Genomic DNA, 16,580 nt, shown 5'->3' on the forward strand with positions numbered 1-16,580 from the left:
GTACAATGAAAATGAATGTTGAAAGCTTTAATTTGGATCATACGAAAGTCAAAGCACCTTATGTACGGGTTGCCGATAAAAAACAAGGAACGAATGATACCATCATCAAATATGATGTCCGTTTGAAGCAGCCGAACCAAGCGCATATGGATATGGCAAGTCTGCACTCGCTAGAACATTTGACGGCAGAATTGATTCGTAATCATGCGGATTATATCGTGGACTGGTCACCAATGGGCTGCCAAACCGGCTTTTATTTGACTGTCTTGAATCACGACGATTATGAAGAGATTTTGACCGTCCTAGAAAAAACCATGAAGGACGTTTTGCAAGCAACTGAAGTACCTGCCAGCAATGAAGTGCAATGCGGTTGGGCGGCGAACCATACCTTAGAGGGTGCGCAAAAATTAGCGCAAGAATTTCTTGATGAACGTGACAATTGGTCGACCGTTTTTGCCTAAATAAAAATAGAAGTAGAAAAAAGGTGCCTGCGTTTGGATTCGCAGACGCCTTTTTTGTTAAACCCGCAAAGAGACGGGGGTTCGATAGTTTTTGTTTATGGTTCTACTGCTTGGACAGTGATGCCGACTCCGTTTGGATTATAGGTTTGACTAATGTAAAACTCAAATCCTTCATGAACAAAGAAAAGTCTCCGAATGACGCTAACGTCTCTGATGTGAGCATCTAAACCATACTGTTCGATCAATGTCTCTTTGATCTCCTCAATATCATCCTCTTTCCCGAATTGTGAGAAATCAATACCGAAAAATTCTGGGACATCAACCAATGTGATTCTAGATAAATGTTCATTTCCCGCGTTATCGGAGTCAAAATAAAAGCTGATTTTGGACAGTTTGTCCCTTGAACCTAAAGGAACTCTTTTTGTCTCGAGAGCGCTGCTGTCAGCCATCGTTGATAACAAATCAATGGCTGAATCAGGTAAACGAGTGGTTACTTTTCTTACTTCATCAACCATTGCTCCTTGATCGGGAGAAAAAACTTTTCTAGTCTCTTCCGTGACGATCACATTTTCGCGGCGCCGCTTTCGGTTAATGGCACTGCGCTCTTGGTTTACCCGATCACTACGTTTGATGAGATCGAGGCCAAGATCGCTGATGGATTCAGGGGAAGGTCTTTCTTCCAGTAAAGCAGTTAAGTAATCGATCTCTAAAAACTGCTCGTAGGCAGCTGCTGGTTGATTTTCGCTGTAGAAGAGGACAGCTCCGAGTAAAAAACAACTAATGCCCAAACAAAGCAAAAGACTTCTTCTGCGATGCTCCCGGATTTTTTTCTGAGGACGATTCAGTTTCATTTTATCCTTCAACTCCTAAGTTTTTTAGACGACTTATGATAATAGAGGTGTTTGAATTTCATCACGCATTTTGCCAATCTTAGTTACGAGAGATCGCTTAATGGATTACTCAATTTCTGTTTCAGAAAACTGATCATGCCAGGTAACGCCAGTAACGGTTCGGTTGGAAAGGGTAACGATGATCGCTTCGCCCTCTTGATTGATCCAGGCATTGGATTCCACGCCTAGAATCGCTAGTCGCCAAGAAGGCAGTCCACCCATGATCTCTAATACTTGATCGCAGGACATTCCTTCTTGCAATTGGTGGAGCAAATCTTTGGTGACGGTTCTATTCCAACGTCGTGGCAATCCAATCTGCAATTGCTCGCAATAGGAGAAGTGAGAGGTGGATTCTTCGGTACTTACTGACTGTTGATCAAGGCTGTCAGAAGAGCTGCTTATGTCAATTGTAGTAGACGTTGTTTGCTTTTCAGTAGAGGAAGAGCTTCTAACTTCCGAATCCATTGACAATGATTGAGAAGTCACCGCTGTTTCTAATGAAGAACTGCTTTGTCGCGTTTCATCCAGGAGTTCGTCAATCAGGGTACAGCCTGTGAGTGATAAGGAAAGGAAAATCAGTAAGGGAAAGAAATAGATGGTTTTCATACGATGTATGCCTCCAAAGTAATTTTCTGCATTTTTCTTTTGTTGTTATTTTAAGGTTGGTTTTTTATAAGAAGGGTTCTAACCGATGGTTAAACAAAAGAATCAATGTATTTTTACAGCTTATACAGTTATGGAGGGAGTGTTCTTTAATAAGTGTAACATGCCACTCCTGATCTGACTACTCGATTTCAAACTACATTTCATAGTTTTAATAAAATTTAGTCTCTATTCCTGATGATTATGAAATTCACGTGATATACTATAGTCAACTACAAGATAAAAAAATACGGCTTCAGTGGTAAAGGGCATTTGACGCAAACAGATCGTTGGGAATGTTTTCGAGCATTTGAATGTGGCATTGTTTTAATAGAAAAGAGAGGAAGAGGGAATGAAGATCTTAAGGGACTGGCAAGCAAAACATCAAGCGAAAAAAGAAGCAAAAAAACAGGCATTACGGTTAAAAAATGCCAAGCTTCGTGCAGCGGGGAAAGAGCCGTTGAAGGGCTGGGGGAAAATGGTTGATACTGGCATCGGCGGGGCGAACAAAGCAAACCCCATCGATACAAAAGTGTTTTTGGGGGAAAATCAAAAGCGGATCGCAGATGAAACGAAACGGAACAAACAATAAAGAAAACCTCTGCAACAGTTCCTTCGTCGGACTGTTGCAGAGGCTTTTTTAAATATTCAATACTTTGTCTAAGAAGTCTTTGGTACGCTCATGCTTAGGATTGGTAAAGATTTGCTCAGGTGTACCGTCTTCCAAGAAGTTCCCGCCGTCAATAAACATCACACGGTTTGCTACTTCTTTGGCAAACCCCATCTCGTGAGTAACGATCACCATGGTCATTCCTTGTTTTGCCAAATCCTTCATAACATTTAGTACATCGCCAACCATTTCTGGATCGAGTGCGGAGGTTGGTTCATCGAACAACATCACATCGGGATTCATTGCTAAAGCTCTAGCGATCGCCACCCGTTGTTTTTGTCCTCCAGACAGATTGTCAGGGTACATGTCTTTTTTATCTGCCAAACCGACCGTTTCTAATAAACGAATTGCGTTCTTTTCCGCTTCTTGCCGAGAAGCATTTTTTAGATCCATCGGTGCTAAAATGATATTTTCTAAAACCGACAAGTGAGGGAAGAGATTGAAATGCTGAAACACCATGCCGATATGTTGACGAACAGCATTGATATTGGTGTTTTTATCCATCAGATGTGCGCCGTCAACGATAATATCGCCGCTGGTTGGTTCTTCTAAGCGGTTCAAACAGCGTAAGAACGTCGATTTCCCGGATCCTGAAGGACCGATCACACAAACGACTTCTCCTTCAGCGATTGAAACATTGATATTGTTCAATACGGTATTATCGCCGTATTTTTTTACAAGATTTTCAACTAAGATTTTTTCTTTCATGCTATTTCACCTTCTTTTCTAAAACTTTTGCAAGTTTCGTTAAAGCTGTGATCACGACTAAGTAAATAATCGCGATGATCAAGTAAACATAGGTACTTTGCGTAGTCCGAGCAACGATGATTTTCCCAGTTTGCAATAATTCTACGACTCCGATAACCGAGATGATCGTTGTATCTTTCAACGAGATAACGAATTGGTTAACGAAAGATGGAATCATGATTTTGATCGCTTGCGGTAAAATGATTTTCTGCATTGTCCGAGTGTAGGTCATCCCCAAACTACGAGAGGCTTCCATCTGACCTTTTGGCACCGCATTGATCCCGCCACGGACGATCTCAGCGATATAGGCACTGGCATTTAAAGTCAATGTAATGACCCCGGCTGCAAAGTCGGGAATCGTGATACCAATGGCATCGGAAAGTCCGAAGAAGATGAAGAAAGCCAATACCATCATAGGAATACCACGAATGATATCAACATAGATCCCTGCAAAAACCCGCAATGCTTTGATTGGAGCAACACTAAATAGTCCAAAAATGATGCCGATCACTAATGCTAAGGCAAAAGAAATCAACGCTAGTAAAAGGGTATTCCATAAACCTTTTAATAAGACGTTATAGTTGTTGCTGATCAAACCAGTGATCGTTGATTCATCCACTCGTTTTTCTGTGGCAGAGCCATCTTCAATGTATTTATTGATGATTTGATCGTACTCGCCAGTCCGTTTCATTTCTTTCAATGCTTCATTGAACATTTGGATCAGTTCAGGATTTTGGCCTTTTTTCACCGCAAAACCGTACTGACCGCCAGATTCTTTTTCAATCGGTGTCACTAGTTTTTGACCTTGGCTGATGGCATAACCGATCACTGGATAATCATCCATCATGGCATCGATTTGTCCGCCGTTAACAGCTGCATATAATTGATCGGCTGCATCATAATATTTGATCGAATAGCCATATTTTTCTTCGTTGGCGATCAAGAAGTCTGCACTTTCTGTCCCCACTTTCGCACCAACGGTTTTTCCATCTAGATCTTCATAGGAATTGATGGAATCATTGCCTTCTTTTACAGCGATCTGAATGCCGCTTTCAAAGTAAGAGTCTGAGAAGTCGTAGGATTGGCGACGCTCATCAGTGATCGTCATCCCAGCGATCATCCCATCTGCTTGGTTACCATCCAAGGCTTGCAAAGCTCCTGAAAAACCGATGAAATTGAATTCAATGTTGAACCCTTGCAATTCTGCCGCCCGATTCATTAAATCAACATCGATCCCTACATACTCATTGTCTTCATTTTGGAATTCAAATGGAGCGAAGGCGGAGTCACTGGCAATTCGGTAAACATCTTTCTTTGGTTCGACTTTCACCATTTCACTGGTGTCTGCATCTGAATCAGACGTTGTGATGTAAGTATTGACGATTTCGTCGTATTTGCCAGAAGCTTTCATGTTGGCTAAACCAGCATTGAATTTTTCAAGTAGTTCTTGATTTTGGCCTTTTCTGACAGCGAATCCGTAAGAAGCACCTTTTTCAGGTTCGCCGACAAGTTTCATCGGTTCGCCGTTGTTGATGGCATAGCCAAGCACTGGATAATCATCAAAAGCGGCTGCCACAGTACCATTGCGTACAGCGCCATACAACCCAGTAGCGTCATCATAAAGTTTGATGTCGTAGCCATATTGGTCTTTATTTTCTTCTAAAAAGCGGGCACTTTCGGTACCAACCTTTGCACCGACCGTTTCGCCCTCAAGATCTTCGTAGCTAGTAATGCTGTCATTGTCAGCAGCTACCGCCATTTGAATCCCACTATCAAAATAAGGATCTGAGAAATCAAACGTTTCTTTACGTTCATCAGTGATGCTCATCCCAGCAATCATGCCATCTAACTGATTTGATTGCACGCCTTGAATGGAGGCGTCAAAACCTAAAGGACGTAAATCAACTGCAAATCCTTGATCTTCAGCGATCGCGTTTAATAAATCTATATCGATCCCAACGTATTCATTATTTTCATTTTGGAATTCGAAAGGAGCAAATGTTAAATCTGTTCCTATCTTATACGTAGTTTCCTCCGCACTTGCTGACTTTACTGATAGCGTAAAAATGCTGATAATCAGCGCGATTAAAGCGAAGGACATGTGTTTTCTTTTCAAGAAAATTCCCCCTTTAGATATAACGTATTTATAGATTATATGGATTTTTTCTTCAACACACAAGTCTTTCTCTTTAAAAATATGACAAAATTGCTTAAACCTCACATCAGATGTTAGAAAATCAAACATGTTAAGTTATGCTTAATCGCATGAAACTTTCATAGCAAATGATGGCGAAAGTATGTTCGCTATGATATACTTATTTATGGAAAAGCGGCAGCGAGTTTTTCTTTTTTTGTTGTCGTTTAGAATAATCGAGGGGGAATGAAGATGATCGAAAGAACAACTTCCCATGAATTTGACTTAGTATCAAAATATCAACCAGCTGGGGATCAACCAGAAGCGATCCATCAATTGGTTGACGGGGTGGTCGGTGGAAAAAAAGCACAGATTTTGTTGGGAGCCACTGGGACCGGTAAGACTTATACGATTTCTAATCTAATCAAGGAAGTCAATAAACCGACATTGATCATTGCCCATAATAAAACACTGGCTGGACAATTATATGGCGAGTTCAAGGACTTTTTCCCAAATAATGCGGTCGAGTACTTTGTCAGTTACTATGATTACTATCAACCAGAAGCGTATGTTCCTTCCAGTGATACATACATCGAGAAAGACTCCAGTGTCAACGATGAAATCGATAAGCTGCGTCACTCGGCCACAAGTTCTTTATTAGAGAGAAACGATGTGATCGTTGTAGCTTCTGTCTCTTGTATTTTCGGTTTAGGTTCGCCGATCGAGTATGCCAGACAGGTTGTTTCTTTACGAGTAGGAATGGAAAAGTCTCGCGATCAACTATTAAAAGAATTGATCGAGATCCAATTTGAACGAAACGACATCGATTTTCAACGGGGACGTTTTCGCGTACGTGGCGATGTTGTGGAGATTTTCCCAGCTTCTCGTGATGAGCGAGCGTTACGCATCGAGTTTTTTGGCGATGAAATCGATCGGATTCGTGAAGTCGATGCCTTGACGGGCGAGATCATGAGTGACACCGAACATGTGTCGATCTTTCCGGCAACTCACTTTGTGACCAATGAAGACCATATGGAACATGCGATCGCTTCGATCCAAAGTGAACTCGATGAACGACTGAAAGTTTTGCGAGCAGAAAATAAGCTGTTGGAAGCACAGCGTTTAGAGCAGCGAACCAACTATGATATTGAAATGATGCGAGAAATGGGGTATACCTCAGGAATCGAAAACTACTCTCGCCACATGGATGGACGAAAAGAAGGCGAACCGCCTTATACGTTATTAGATTTCTTTCCTGATGACTTTCTGATCGTTATTGATGAATCCCACGTGACCATGCCGCAAGTTCGTGGGATGTATAATGGTGACCGTGCTAGAAAACAAATGTTAGTGGATTATGGCTTCCGTTTGCCTTCTGCACTGGATAACCGTCCGTTACGCTTGGAAGAATTTGAGAAGCATGTCAATCAAATCGTCTATGTTTCAGCAACACCTGGACCATATGAATACGATCAAACCGATACCGTCATTCAACAAATCATTCGTCCGACTGGTCTGTTAGATCCGGTGATCGAAGTACGACCGATTATGGGTCAAATTGACGACCTCGTAGGAGAAATCAATGAGCGAGTCGAGCAAAATGAACGGGTCTTTGTCACGACCTTGACGAAAAAAATGTCTGAAGATTTGACGGATTACTTCAAAGAATTAGGGATCAAAGTCAAATACCTGCACAGTGACATCAAAACATTGGAACGAACAGAGATCATTCGCGACCTGCGTCTCGGTGAATTTGATGTACTGGTCGGAATCAACTTATTGCGAGAAGGGTTAGACGTCCCAGAAGTTTCCCTGGTGGCGATCCTTGATGCCGATAAGGAAGGCTTCCTGCGCAGCGAGCGTTCATTAGTCCAAACCATCGGACGAGCAGCTCGTAACTCAGAAGGAAAAGTAATCATGTACGCCGATAAAATGACCGATTCGATGCAGCGAGCGATCGACGAAACAGCGCGACGCCGAAGTATTCAAGAAGCCTATAACGAAGAACATGGAATCGTACCGAAAACCATCATCAAAGAGATTCGCGATCTGATCGCAATCACGAAAGTGGCGGAAGAAACTGGCGAATACACCACGACTTCTTATGAAGAGCTGAGTCGTGAAGAAAAAGCAACCTTGTTGTTGAAATTAGAAAAAGAAATGAAAGATGCTGCGAAAGCACTGGATTTTGAAACGGCTGCTACCTTGAGAGATACTATTCTTGAGCTAAAAGCTGCTGATTAGAAGGAGAAACAATATGGCAAATGATAAAATCGTGATCCATGGGGCACGGGCCCATAATTTAAAAAATATCGATGTGACGATTCCAAGAGACCAGCTCGTTGTTGTAACTGGTCTTTCGGGTTCAGGGAAAAGCTCCTTAGCATTTGATACGTTGTATGCTGAAGGACAGCGCCGATATGTCGAAAGTCTATCGGCGTATGCCCGTCAGTTTTTAGGGCAAATGGATAAACCCGACGTAGATAGCATTGATGGACTTAGTCCAGCGATTTCTATCGATCAAAAAACCACCAGCAAGAACCCGCGATCAACAGTGGGGACGGTTACTGAAATCAATGATTATCTGCGGCTTCTTTACGCCAGAATCGGTCACCCAATCTGTCCCAATGATCATATTGAGATTACTAGTCAGTCGGTTGAGCAGATGGTGGATGAAGTTTTGGCATTACCAGAACGCACCAAGATCCAATTGTTGGCACCTATCGTTTATCAAAAGAAAGGGCAGCACAAAAAAGTCTTCGAACGTATCCAAAGAGAAGGTTATGTTCGGATGCGGGTGGATGGCGAAGTCTATGATGTCTCCGAAGCGCCTGAATTAGAAAAAAATAAAAAGCATGATATTGCCATCATCATTGACCGAATCGTTGTAAAGGAAGGCATCCGTTCTCGTCTGTTTGATTCCTTTGAAGCGGCATTACGTTTAGCTGATGGCTATGCGGTAGTCGATGTGATTGGTCAAGAAGAGATGCTTTTCAGTGAACATTATTCTTGCCCGTATTGTGGCTTTACAGTTGGTGAATTAGAGCCACGGCTCTTTTCATTCAATGCGCCTTTTGGTGCTTGTCCAGACTGTGATGGTCTTGGTGTGAAGCTAGAAGTCGATGTCGACCTAGTGATTCCCGATCAAAGCAAAACGTTGCGTGAAGGCGCACTATTACCTTGGAACCCAATCAGTTCACAGTACTATCCGCAAATGCTGGAACAAGCCTGTCAAGAGTTCAATATCGATATGGACACACCCTTTGAAGAGCTACCAGAAGAACACAAAGACATTATTTTGAATGGTTCGAATGGCGAAATTTTCCATTTCCATTATGAGAATGATTTCGGTGGCGTGCGTGATGTTGAGGTAGCTTTTGAAGGAATCTTACCAAATATTAAGCGCCGTTATCATGAAACCAACTCTGATTTCACCCGTGATCAAATGCGTTTGTATATGACGGAATTGACTTGTAAAACTTGTCATGGCTATCGTTTGAACCCTCAAGCGCTGTGCGTGCAAGTCAACGGAAAACACATTGGTGAAATGAGCGAGATGGCAATCAACAATGCGTTGAACTTTGTCGAAGAATTGAAACTATCGGAACAAGAGCAAATGATCGCACGTCCGATCGTGAAAGAAGTCGATGATCGTTTAAGCTTCTTGAAAAATGTCGGATTGGACTATTTGACCTTGAGTCGTGCATCAGGCACACTCTCTGGTGGGGAAGCGCAACGGATTCGTTTGGCAACACAAATCGGCTCCAATTTGTCTGGGGTGCTCTACATTCTTGATGAGCCATCGATCGGTCTTCACCAACGGGATAACGATCGCTTACTAGATTCATTGCGGAAAATGCGTGATCTTGGGAATACCCTGATCGTCGTTGAGCATGACGAAGACACGATGCGGGCAGCGGACTACTTGATCGATGTCGGTCCAGGTGCAGGACACGCAGGTGGTGAGATCGTCGCTGCAGGCACTCCTGATGAAGTCGCAGCCAATGCGTCTTCCTTAACAGGTCAGTACTTATCAGGAAAACGACAAATCCCGACACCAACGGAACGCCGCAAAGGCAATGGTGAAAAGATTCGTGTGACCGGTGCTTCTGAGAATAACTTGAAAAACATTTCGGTCGATTTTCCATTAGGAAAGTTCGTCGCCGTTACTGGGGTCTCTGGCTCTGGTAAATCGACATTAGTCAACGAAATTTTGAAAAAAGCCTTGGCGCAAAAAATCAATCGGAATTCGAACAAGCCTGGTCGCTTTAAAACCATTACTGGTTATGAAGCGATTGAGAAATTGATCGATATCGATCAAAGCCCTATCGGTCGGACGCCTCGAAGCAATCCAGCAACGTATACCAGTGTCTTTGATGACATTCGCGATTTATTTGCTAAAACCAATGAGGCGAAAGTCCGTGGTTATAAAAAAGGCCGCTTTAGTTTTAATGTAAAAGGTGGACGTTGTGAAGCATGTAAAGGGGACGGAATCATCAAGATCGAGATGCACTTCTTACCTGATGTCTACGTACCTTGTGAGGTTTGTCATGGCAAACGTTATAACTCAGAAACGTTAGAAGTTCATTACAAAGGAAAAAATATTTCGGAAATCTTAGATATGACCGTGGAAGATGCAGTGGAATTTTTCCAACATATTCCTAAAATCCATCGAAAATTGCAAACGATCGTCGATGTCGGTCTAGGTTATGTCACGATGGGACAACCAGCGACTACTTTGTCTGGTGGGGAAGCGCAACGGATGAAGCTTGCCAGTGAACTGCACAAAAATTCCAATGGCAAGAGTTTTTATATCTTAGATGAACCAACGACTGGTCTGCATACGGATGATATTGCCCGTTTGTTGAAAGTTTTGGAACGATTTGTCGACGCTGGCAATACCGTTTTAGTGATCGAACACAACTTGGATGTCATCAAATCAGCGGACCATGTGATTGATCTAGGTCCAGAAGGTGGCGAAGGCGGTGGAACGATCATTGCAACTGGTACACCAGAAGAAATTGCTGCGGTTTCTGAAAGCTACACCGGTCATTATTTGAAAAAAGTCCTTTAAGCAAGGAAAAGAGCACTCACTTTTTTACTTGTCTGTCAATAGGTTTCGCTAAAGTTTAAGGAAGCGTGAAATATCTGCAAATTTCATGATAAGGGCTTGAAATCAAAATTTTATTTGATAGAATAGCAATAGGTATACGTATATTCGCATTGAATAAACTGCCTATAAGTTCTATCCGTTCAAAGTGGGAGAAAGCAATCAAAGATAGATACTTTGATTGCTTTTTTCTTTGTGGTATTATAATTCTATTGTAATTAAACGAAACGAGAGAGGTCGTTTTTCGTATTCAAAAGAGAGAGTGATTTTTGATGAGTCAGGAAAATTTTCTTCCCATATTATTAGGAAGCGATATGAATGTTTATGGTATGGCCAGAGCATTCCACGAAGCATATGGCATTCAATCAGTTGCTTATGCTGGTGCGGAACTTGCGCCAACCCGCTTTAGTAAAATTGTTACAATCAATCAAGTGGAAGGTTTTGACCATGATCCAGGATTCACTGAGACGTTGATCAAGTTAGGTAAAAATACTTACAACGATCCTGCCATGAAATATTTATTGATTCCCTGCGGCGATGGCTATGCAGAACTGTTAGCGAAGCATAAAGAAGAATTGAAGCCTTATTATACCTTTATTGCCAATGACTATTCCTTATTAAAACGGTTGATCAATAAAGTCAGTTTTTACGAAGTTTGCGAGGAATATGGCTTGCCTTATCCTAAGACCTTCATTTTAACACCTGAACTGTTGACGGAAGGAACGTTCAAAGGAGAGCTGCCTTTTGATTTTCCTGTGGCTTTGAAACCAGCAAATAGTGTCGCGTGGCTGTCAGTTGATTTTGAAGGGCGCAAAAAAGCCTTCATTATTGACAATCGAACAGAATTTGAAGAAATCGTTTCTCGCATTTATCAAGCGGGTTATCAATATGAAATGATCGTCCAAGATTTTATTCCTGGCGATGACAGCAACATGCGGGTCTTAAATGCCTATGTTGATGAGAATCACGAAGTTCGCGTGATGGGCTTAGGTCATCCTTTGTTAGAGGATCCAACGCCTGGAGCTGTTGGGAATTATGTCGTGATCATTCCAGATGAAAATGATCAAATCTATCAAATGATCCGTAAGTTTTTAAAAGAGATTGAATATGTTGGATTTGCCAATTTTGATTTGAAATATGATGCGCGAGACGGTCAATATAAATTATTTGAAATCAACTTGCGTCAAGGAAGAAGCAGTTTCTTTATTACCTTAAGCGGATTGAATCTGGCGAAGTTCATCACAGAGGATTTAGTCTTCGAAAAACCATACACAGAAACGGTTTATGGCAAAGCTGACGCACCTGAAGCGAAATTATGGCTAGGGGTACCAAAAAACATTTTCTTGACTTATGCAAAAGAAAATCCTGCGAAAGAACGCGCAAAAAAATTATTAGCAGAGAATCGCTGGGGAACGACTGTCTTTTACAAAGAAGACTTATCTCTAAAGCGTTGGATTCTATTAAAGAGAATGTTCCATCTGTACAACAAACGATTCAAAACGTATTTCCATACGAAAGAAGGCTAGAAGATGGAGAATTTTTTTAGTATTTTAGGCGGCATGGGAACGTTAGCGACGGAAAGTTTTGTCCGCATTTTAAACCGACGGACACAGACCCATAAAGACCAAGATTACTTGAACTATGTTTTATTCAATCATGCGACAGTCCCAGATCGGACGGCATATATTTTAGACAACACGTTAGAAAACCCTGTTCCATATTTAATGGACGACATCGAAAAACAAAATTTGTTAAAGCCAAATTTTATTGTGTTGACTTGTAACACTGCCCATTATTTTTTTGATGAGCTGCAAGCTGCCACTGAGATCGAGATTTTGCATATGCCTCGTGAGGCTGCGAAAGTCGTTTTTGAAAAAGGCGTCACTGGAAAAGTGGCCTTTCTTGGGACAGAAGGCAGTGTCAAAGCTGGCATCTATGAAAAAGAATTGCGGAAGTTCGGACTTGACGTCTATCTTCCAGAGCCGACGATCCAAAAAAAGGTCAATACATTGATCTATGATCGAATCAAAGAAAATGATCATTTGGATCAAGAACTTTACTTTGAGATACTGGAAGAAGTCACCGAACGTATCGGCTGTGAAAGCGTAGTGCTTGGATGTACCGAGTTGTCCTTGATGGATGAATTTGTGACTGATAATCCGTATCCAGTCGTCGATGCCCAATCGATTTTAGTTGATCGGACGATCGAAAAAGCATTGGCAAATCGCCAAGCAATCTAAAGCTGATAGCGACGTTAGCGGCATTTTTTGAGCTAACGTCTTTTTTTATGCCAGTGTTCCAATGATACGCCCGGCATGATATAATAGAGTTGTTTCAGAAAGGAGTTTTACCTATGACTGAAGTGGATCATTTAGAATTGGTCATTATTACTGGGATGAGCGGAGCCGGCAAAACGGTCGCGATCCAGAGTTTTGAAGATATGGGGTACTTTTGTATCGATAATATGCCCCCAAGCTTGATCCCTAAATTTTGGGAACTGATCAAAGAATCAGGAAAAGTGACAAAAATTGCCTTAGTTGTCGATCTGCGTTCAAGATCGTTTTTTGAAGAAATCCAAAGTATGCTGATCGATATTGAAAACACGAATTTTATCGACACACGGATGCTCTTTTTAGATGCATCGGACAATGAATTGGTGTCAAGATACAAAGAAACGAGAAGAGCACATCCATTAGCGATGGATGGCTTAGTTACGGAAGGCATTCGCAAAGAGCGAGCGATCTTAAACGATTTGAAGACGCGTGCCAGTATTGTTATCGACACAACGACGCTGACCCCACGGCAATTGAGAGAAAAAATCAATCAAGAATTTCGTGCTTCTCATGAGACAGGGTTTCGTATTGAAATACTTTCGTTTGGCTTCAAGTATGGCTTGCCGATCGATGCTGATATTGTGATGGATGTTCGTTTCTTACCGAATCCCCATTACATTCCAGAGTTGCGTCCTTTAACGGGTAAAGATGAACCTGTGTATGAGTACGTCATGTCTTTTCCAGAAACGGAAGAATTCTATCAGCAATTTAGTACACTGTTGCAAACGATCATGCCAGGCTATGTCAAGGAAGGCAAAAGCAGCTTGACGGTGGCTATCGGCTGTACTGGGGGCCAACACCGTTCAGTTGCATTATCTGAGCGCATCGGTGCGGTTTTGGCAGAAGACTATCGCGTCAATATTACTCATCGCGACAAAGATAAGCGTAAAGAGACGGTGAATCGTTCATGAAAATGAAAACGTACCGAATCAGAAAGCCGAAGATCGTTGTGGTAGGTGGCGGAACTGGGTTACCAGTCATCCTGAAGAGCTTGCGGAATCAGGGTGTCGACATCACAGCGATCGTTACGGTCGCTGATGATGGCGGTAGCAGCGGCGAAATTCGCAATTTGGTTTCCTCTATCTCGCCACCAGGGGATCTGCGCAATGTTTTGGCGGCTCTATCTGATATGCCGCAACTGTATAATGATATTTTTCAATACCGTTTTAAAGCCGAAGACAAATTTTTAGCCAATCATGCCCTGGGGAACTTGATTATTGCGGCGATTGCTGAAATGCGCAGCAGTACCTATGAAGCCATTCAAATTTTGTCAAAAATCATGCATATCGATGGACGAGTTTATCCTTCGTCAGATCTGCCATTGGTGTTGCACGCTGTTTTTAAAGACGGCACCGAAGCGGTAGGAGAGTCCAAGATCGCGGTTGATCGCAAAACGATCGATCGGGTCTTTGTTCGTAATCAAGAAAATAATGATGAGCCGAAAGCAGCTCGTAAAGTTGTTTCTTCAATTATGGAGGCAGATATGATCGTCTTGGGTCCTGGTAGTCTCTTTACTAGTATTTTGCCCAATCTCATGATTAGCGAGATCGGCCAAGCAATGTTGGAAACACAAGCTGAAACGGTTTATATTTGTAATATCATGACCCAAAAAGGTGAAACTGAACACTTTAGTGATGCCGACCATGTGCGGGTCCTGCATAAGCATTTAGGCAAACCCTTTATTGATACGGTGTTAGTCAACACCGAGAAAGTTCCAGAAGGGTATATGGACCCAGAGATTTATGATGAATATCTTGTACAAGTGAAACACGATTTCCAAGGACTGCGAGAAGAAGCCAGCCGTGTCATTTCAGCTGACTTTCTGGAGCTTAGAGATGGCGGAGTTTTTCATGACGGAGATAAAGTGATTGAAGAACTTCTACGTATCGTTTACGGGGCCAAAATCTAAGAAAGGAGGGATTTTTTTATGTCCTTTGCAGCAGAAGTAAAAAAAGAATTGACCGCATTAGAAGTTCATCGCGAACATGCCAAGGCAGAATTGGCCGCTTTGATTCGGATGAATGGGTCATTAAGTATCAACAACCAACAATTTGTTTTAAACGTTCAAACAGAAAACGCGGCGATCGCCAGACGCATCTATTCGTTACTAAAAGATCATTACGACGTGCGCAGCGAATTGCTGGTCCGTCGTAAAATGAAATTAAAAAAGAACAACGTTTACATCGTTCGTTTGAAGCAAGATACACAGCGCGTGCTTTTGGACTTAGATATCATGGACGGGCTGATGTTTCAAAGCCATGTTTCTGATGAGATCATGGGCAATACTCAAAAAATGCGTTCCTATTTACGAGGCGCTTTCATGGCATCTGGGTCCATCAACAATCCAGAAACCAGCCGCTATCATTTAGAGATCTATTCCATCTACGAGGAGCATAACCAAGATATTTGTGATATGCTAAACGCATATGGATTGAATGCCCGTGCATTAGAACGCAGAAATGGGTATATCTCTTACTTGAAAGGCGCTGAGAAAATCGCTGATTTTTTGACACTGATCGGTGCCACCAATTCCATGCTGAAATTCGAGGACGTGCGGATTGTGCGTGATATGCGTAACTCAGTCAACCGTTTGGTGAATTGCGAAACCGCCAATATGAACAAAACGATCGACGCGGCTTCGAAGCAGATCGACAATATCGAATTTATTCAAGATCGAGTTGGCTTGCAAGCTTTACCTGAAAAGCTGCAAGAAATCGCCGAATTACGTTTGGAACATCCCGAGGTCAGCTTGAAAGAGCTAGGAGAAATGATTCCATCAGGAGCGATCTCGAAATCAGGAATCAATCATCGCATTCGCAAAATCAATGAATTTGCGGATCATTTGCGTGAACAAGTCAGTTAATCTAAGTAGTGAATGAAATCAAAAAAGCAGGAGCTTGCATTTGACATGGATTTTAGTGTCAAATCGGCTCCTGTTTTTTGTTAGTGGTTATTCATTGATCAATGCAGTTAATTCCTCAGCAGAGATCGATTCATCAAAAATGTGCCCATCTAAGATAATCGTTGGCACAAATTGAATGTTGGCGTTTTTCGCTTCTTCCACAATTTCTCCTGCGATCGCAGGATGGTCTTGTTCAGATAGCCCTAAGGTATTTTTCGCATATTCTGCCACTTCAGGTAAAGATAAATGACCCCATTCGTCTTGTGTTTGATAAATTTTTGTGATCTCAGCGATCGTTGCCTGAGGATCTGTACTGGAAACAAATCGGTGCATCACATTGCCTCGTTGCAATGATTCTTTTTCTTTGTCGAATAGTTTGATGACACGGCGTAGTTTCCCAGCTGCGACAGCTTCACCTAAGATCGGTAACGATTCCTCAAACCATTGCCGACAGTAAGGGCAGCGCAAATTCATAAATTCGACGATCGGTTTAGCTGATGGATCTCCGATATGTATCCCTGTTACCGCATTTGTTTCTTGTGCTTTGATGATTGAAATATCCATTAAGATTCCTCCTTTTTCTTTTAGTTTACCGAAGTTTCTGCTGAAAGAAAAGCCTCAGGTCTTTTGATTTAAGTCTGTGAAAAGAGGGGGAGAATGAGCTGAATACTATGTATTTCGTTTCACGAAA

14 protein-coding genes are annotated in these 16,580 nt (G+C 42.1%); 9 read left to right on the forward strand and 5 right to left on the reverse strand.

The features are described 5' to 3' along the window. Positions 1 to 5 precede the first annotated feature (5 nt). Positions 6 to 461 carry an S-ribosylhomocysteine lyase gene (locus tag IGI73_RS06960; RefSeq protein WP_008382180.1) on the forward strand — a complete coding sequence of 152 codons (456 nt, stop codon included), beginning with the start codon at positions 6 to 8 and terminating at the stop codon, positions 459 to 461. 95 nt (positions 462 to 556) lie between these two features. On the opposite strand, the gene IGI73_RS06965 is transcribed toward IGI73_RS06960, so the two are convergent. Together IGI73_RS06965 and IGI73_RS06970 are read right to left on the reverse strand one after the other, a co-directional pair. Continuing rightward, a complete protein-coding gene (locus IGI73_RS06965) occupies positions 557 to 1,312 on the reverse strand; it encodes a Tat pathway signal sequence domain protein (RefSeq protein WP_428206308.1) in 756 nt (251 codons plus the stop codon). Between the two features lie 105 nt (positions 1,313 to 1,417). Continuing rightward, on the reverse strand, positions 1,418 to 1,957 hold the full coding sequence (locus IGI73_RS06970) for a hypothetical protein (RefSeq protein ID WP_074934011.1): 540 nt from the start codon (positions 1,955 to 1,957) through the stop codon (positions 1,418 to 1,420). A 388-nt stretch (positions 1,958 to 2,345) separates the two neighbouring features. Here IGI73_RS06970 and IGI73_RS06975 point away from each other — a divergent pair, with 388 nt between their 5' ends. Continuing rightward, entirely contained in the window at positions 2,346 to 2,585 is a 240-nt protein-coding gene (locus IGI73_RS06975; RefSeq protein ID WP_074934010.1) for a hypothetical protein, read from the forward strand. 48 nt (positions 2,586 to 2,633) lie between these two features. Here the strand turns inward: IGI73_RS06975 and IGI73_RS06980 are convergent, their stop codons facing one another. After that, positions 2,634 to 3,371 carry an amino acid ABC transporter ATP-binding protein gene (locus IGI73_RS06980; protein WP_005225946.1) on the reverse strand — a complete coding sequence of 246 codons (738 nt, stop codon included), beginning with the start codon at positions 3,369 to 3,371 and terminating at the stop codon, positions 2,634 to 2,636. 1 nt (position 3,372) lies between these two features. Then, the gene (locus IGI73_RS06985) at positions 3,373 to 5,526 is read right to left on the reverse strand and encodes an amino acid ABC transporter substrate-binding protein/permease (RefSeq protein WP_010748161.1); all 2,154 of its coding nucleotides are present in this window, start codon (positions 5,524 to 5,526) and stop codon (positions 3,373 to 3,375) included. A gap of 270 nt (positions 5,527 to 5,796) precedes the next feature. Here IGI73_RS06985 and uvrB point away from each other — a divergent pair, with 270 nt between their 5' ends. The 7 genes from uvrB to whiA all read left to right on the forward strand — a co-directional run bounded on the left by uvrB (position 5,797) and on the right by whiA (position 15,850). Further along, positions 5,797 to 7,788: an excinuclease ABC subunit UvrB gene (uvrB, locus tag IGI73_RS06990; protein ID WP_438759167.1), complete on the forward strand. Its 1,992-nt coding sequence runs from the start codon at positions 5,797 to 5,799 to the stop codon at positions 7,786 to 7,788. A gap of 13 nt (positions 7,789 to 7,801) precedes the next feature. After that, positions 7,802 to 10,618, forward strand: a complete 2,817-nt coding sequence (gene uvrA / locus IGI73_RS06995) for an excinuclease ABC subunit UvrA (protein ID WP_005225949.1) — start codon at positions 7,802 to 7,804, stop codon at positions 10,616 to 10,618. A 308-nt stretch (positions 10,619 to 10,926) separates the two neighbouring features. Further along, complete coding sequence (locus IGI73_RS07000) at positions 10,927 to 12,180, forward strand: carboxylate--amine ligase (protein WP_016610145.1); 1,254 nt, start codon at positions 10,927 to 10,929, stop codon at positions 12,178 to 12,180. A gap of 3 nt (positions 12,181 to 12,183) precedes the next feature. Further along, entirely contained in the window at positions 12,184 to 12,894 is a 711-nt protein-coding gene (locus tag IGI73_RS07005; RefSeq protein WP_005225951.1) for an amino acid racemase, read from the forward strand. A gap of 113 nt (positions 12,895 to 13,007) precedes the next feature. Next, positions 13,008 to 13,898 (forward strand): RNase adapter RapZ, encoded by an 891-nt coding sequence (rapZ, locus tag IGI73_RS07010; RefSeq protein ID WP_005225952.1) that lies wholly within the window; start codon positions 13,008 to 13,010, stop codon positions 13,896 to 13,898. After that, a complete protein-coding gene (locus tag IGI73_RS07015) occupies positions 13,895 to 14,896 on the forward strand; it encodes a gluconeogenesis factor YvcK family protein (RefSeq protein ID WP_010748165.1) in 1,002 nt (333 codons plus the stop codon). Before rapZ ends, IGI73_RS07015 begins: the two co-directional genes overlap by 4 nt. Positions 14,897 to 14,914: 18 nt before the next feature. Next, on the forward strand, positions 14,915 to 15,850 hold the full coding sequence (gene whiA / locus IGI73_RS07020) for a DNA-binding protein WhiA (protein ID WP_005225954.1): 936 nt from the start codon (positions 14,915 to 14,917) through the stop codon (positions 15,848 to 15,850). Between the two features lie 87 nt (positions 15,851 to 15,937). Here the strand turns inward: whiA and IGI73_RS07025 are convergent, their stop codons facing one another. Beyond that, entirely contained in the window at positions 15,938 to 16,453 is a 516-nt protein-coding gene (locus IGI73_RS07025) for a DsbA family protein (RefSeq protein ID WP_016610143.1), read from the reverse strand. Positions 16,454 to 16,580: the final 127 nt, after the last annotated feature.

It is taken from the genome of Enterococcus sp. DIV0755f (genome assembly GCF_051713725.1).
GTDB lineage: Bacteria > Bacillota > Bacilli > Lactobacillales > Enterococcaceae > Enterococcus_D > Enterococcus_D casseliflavus.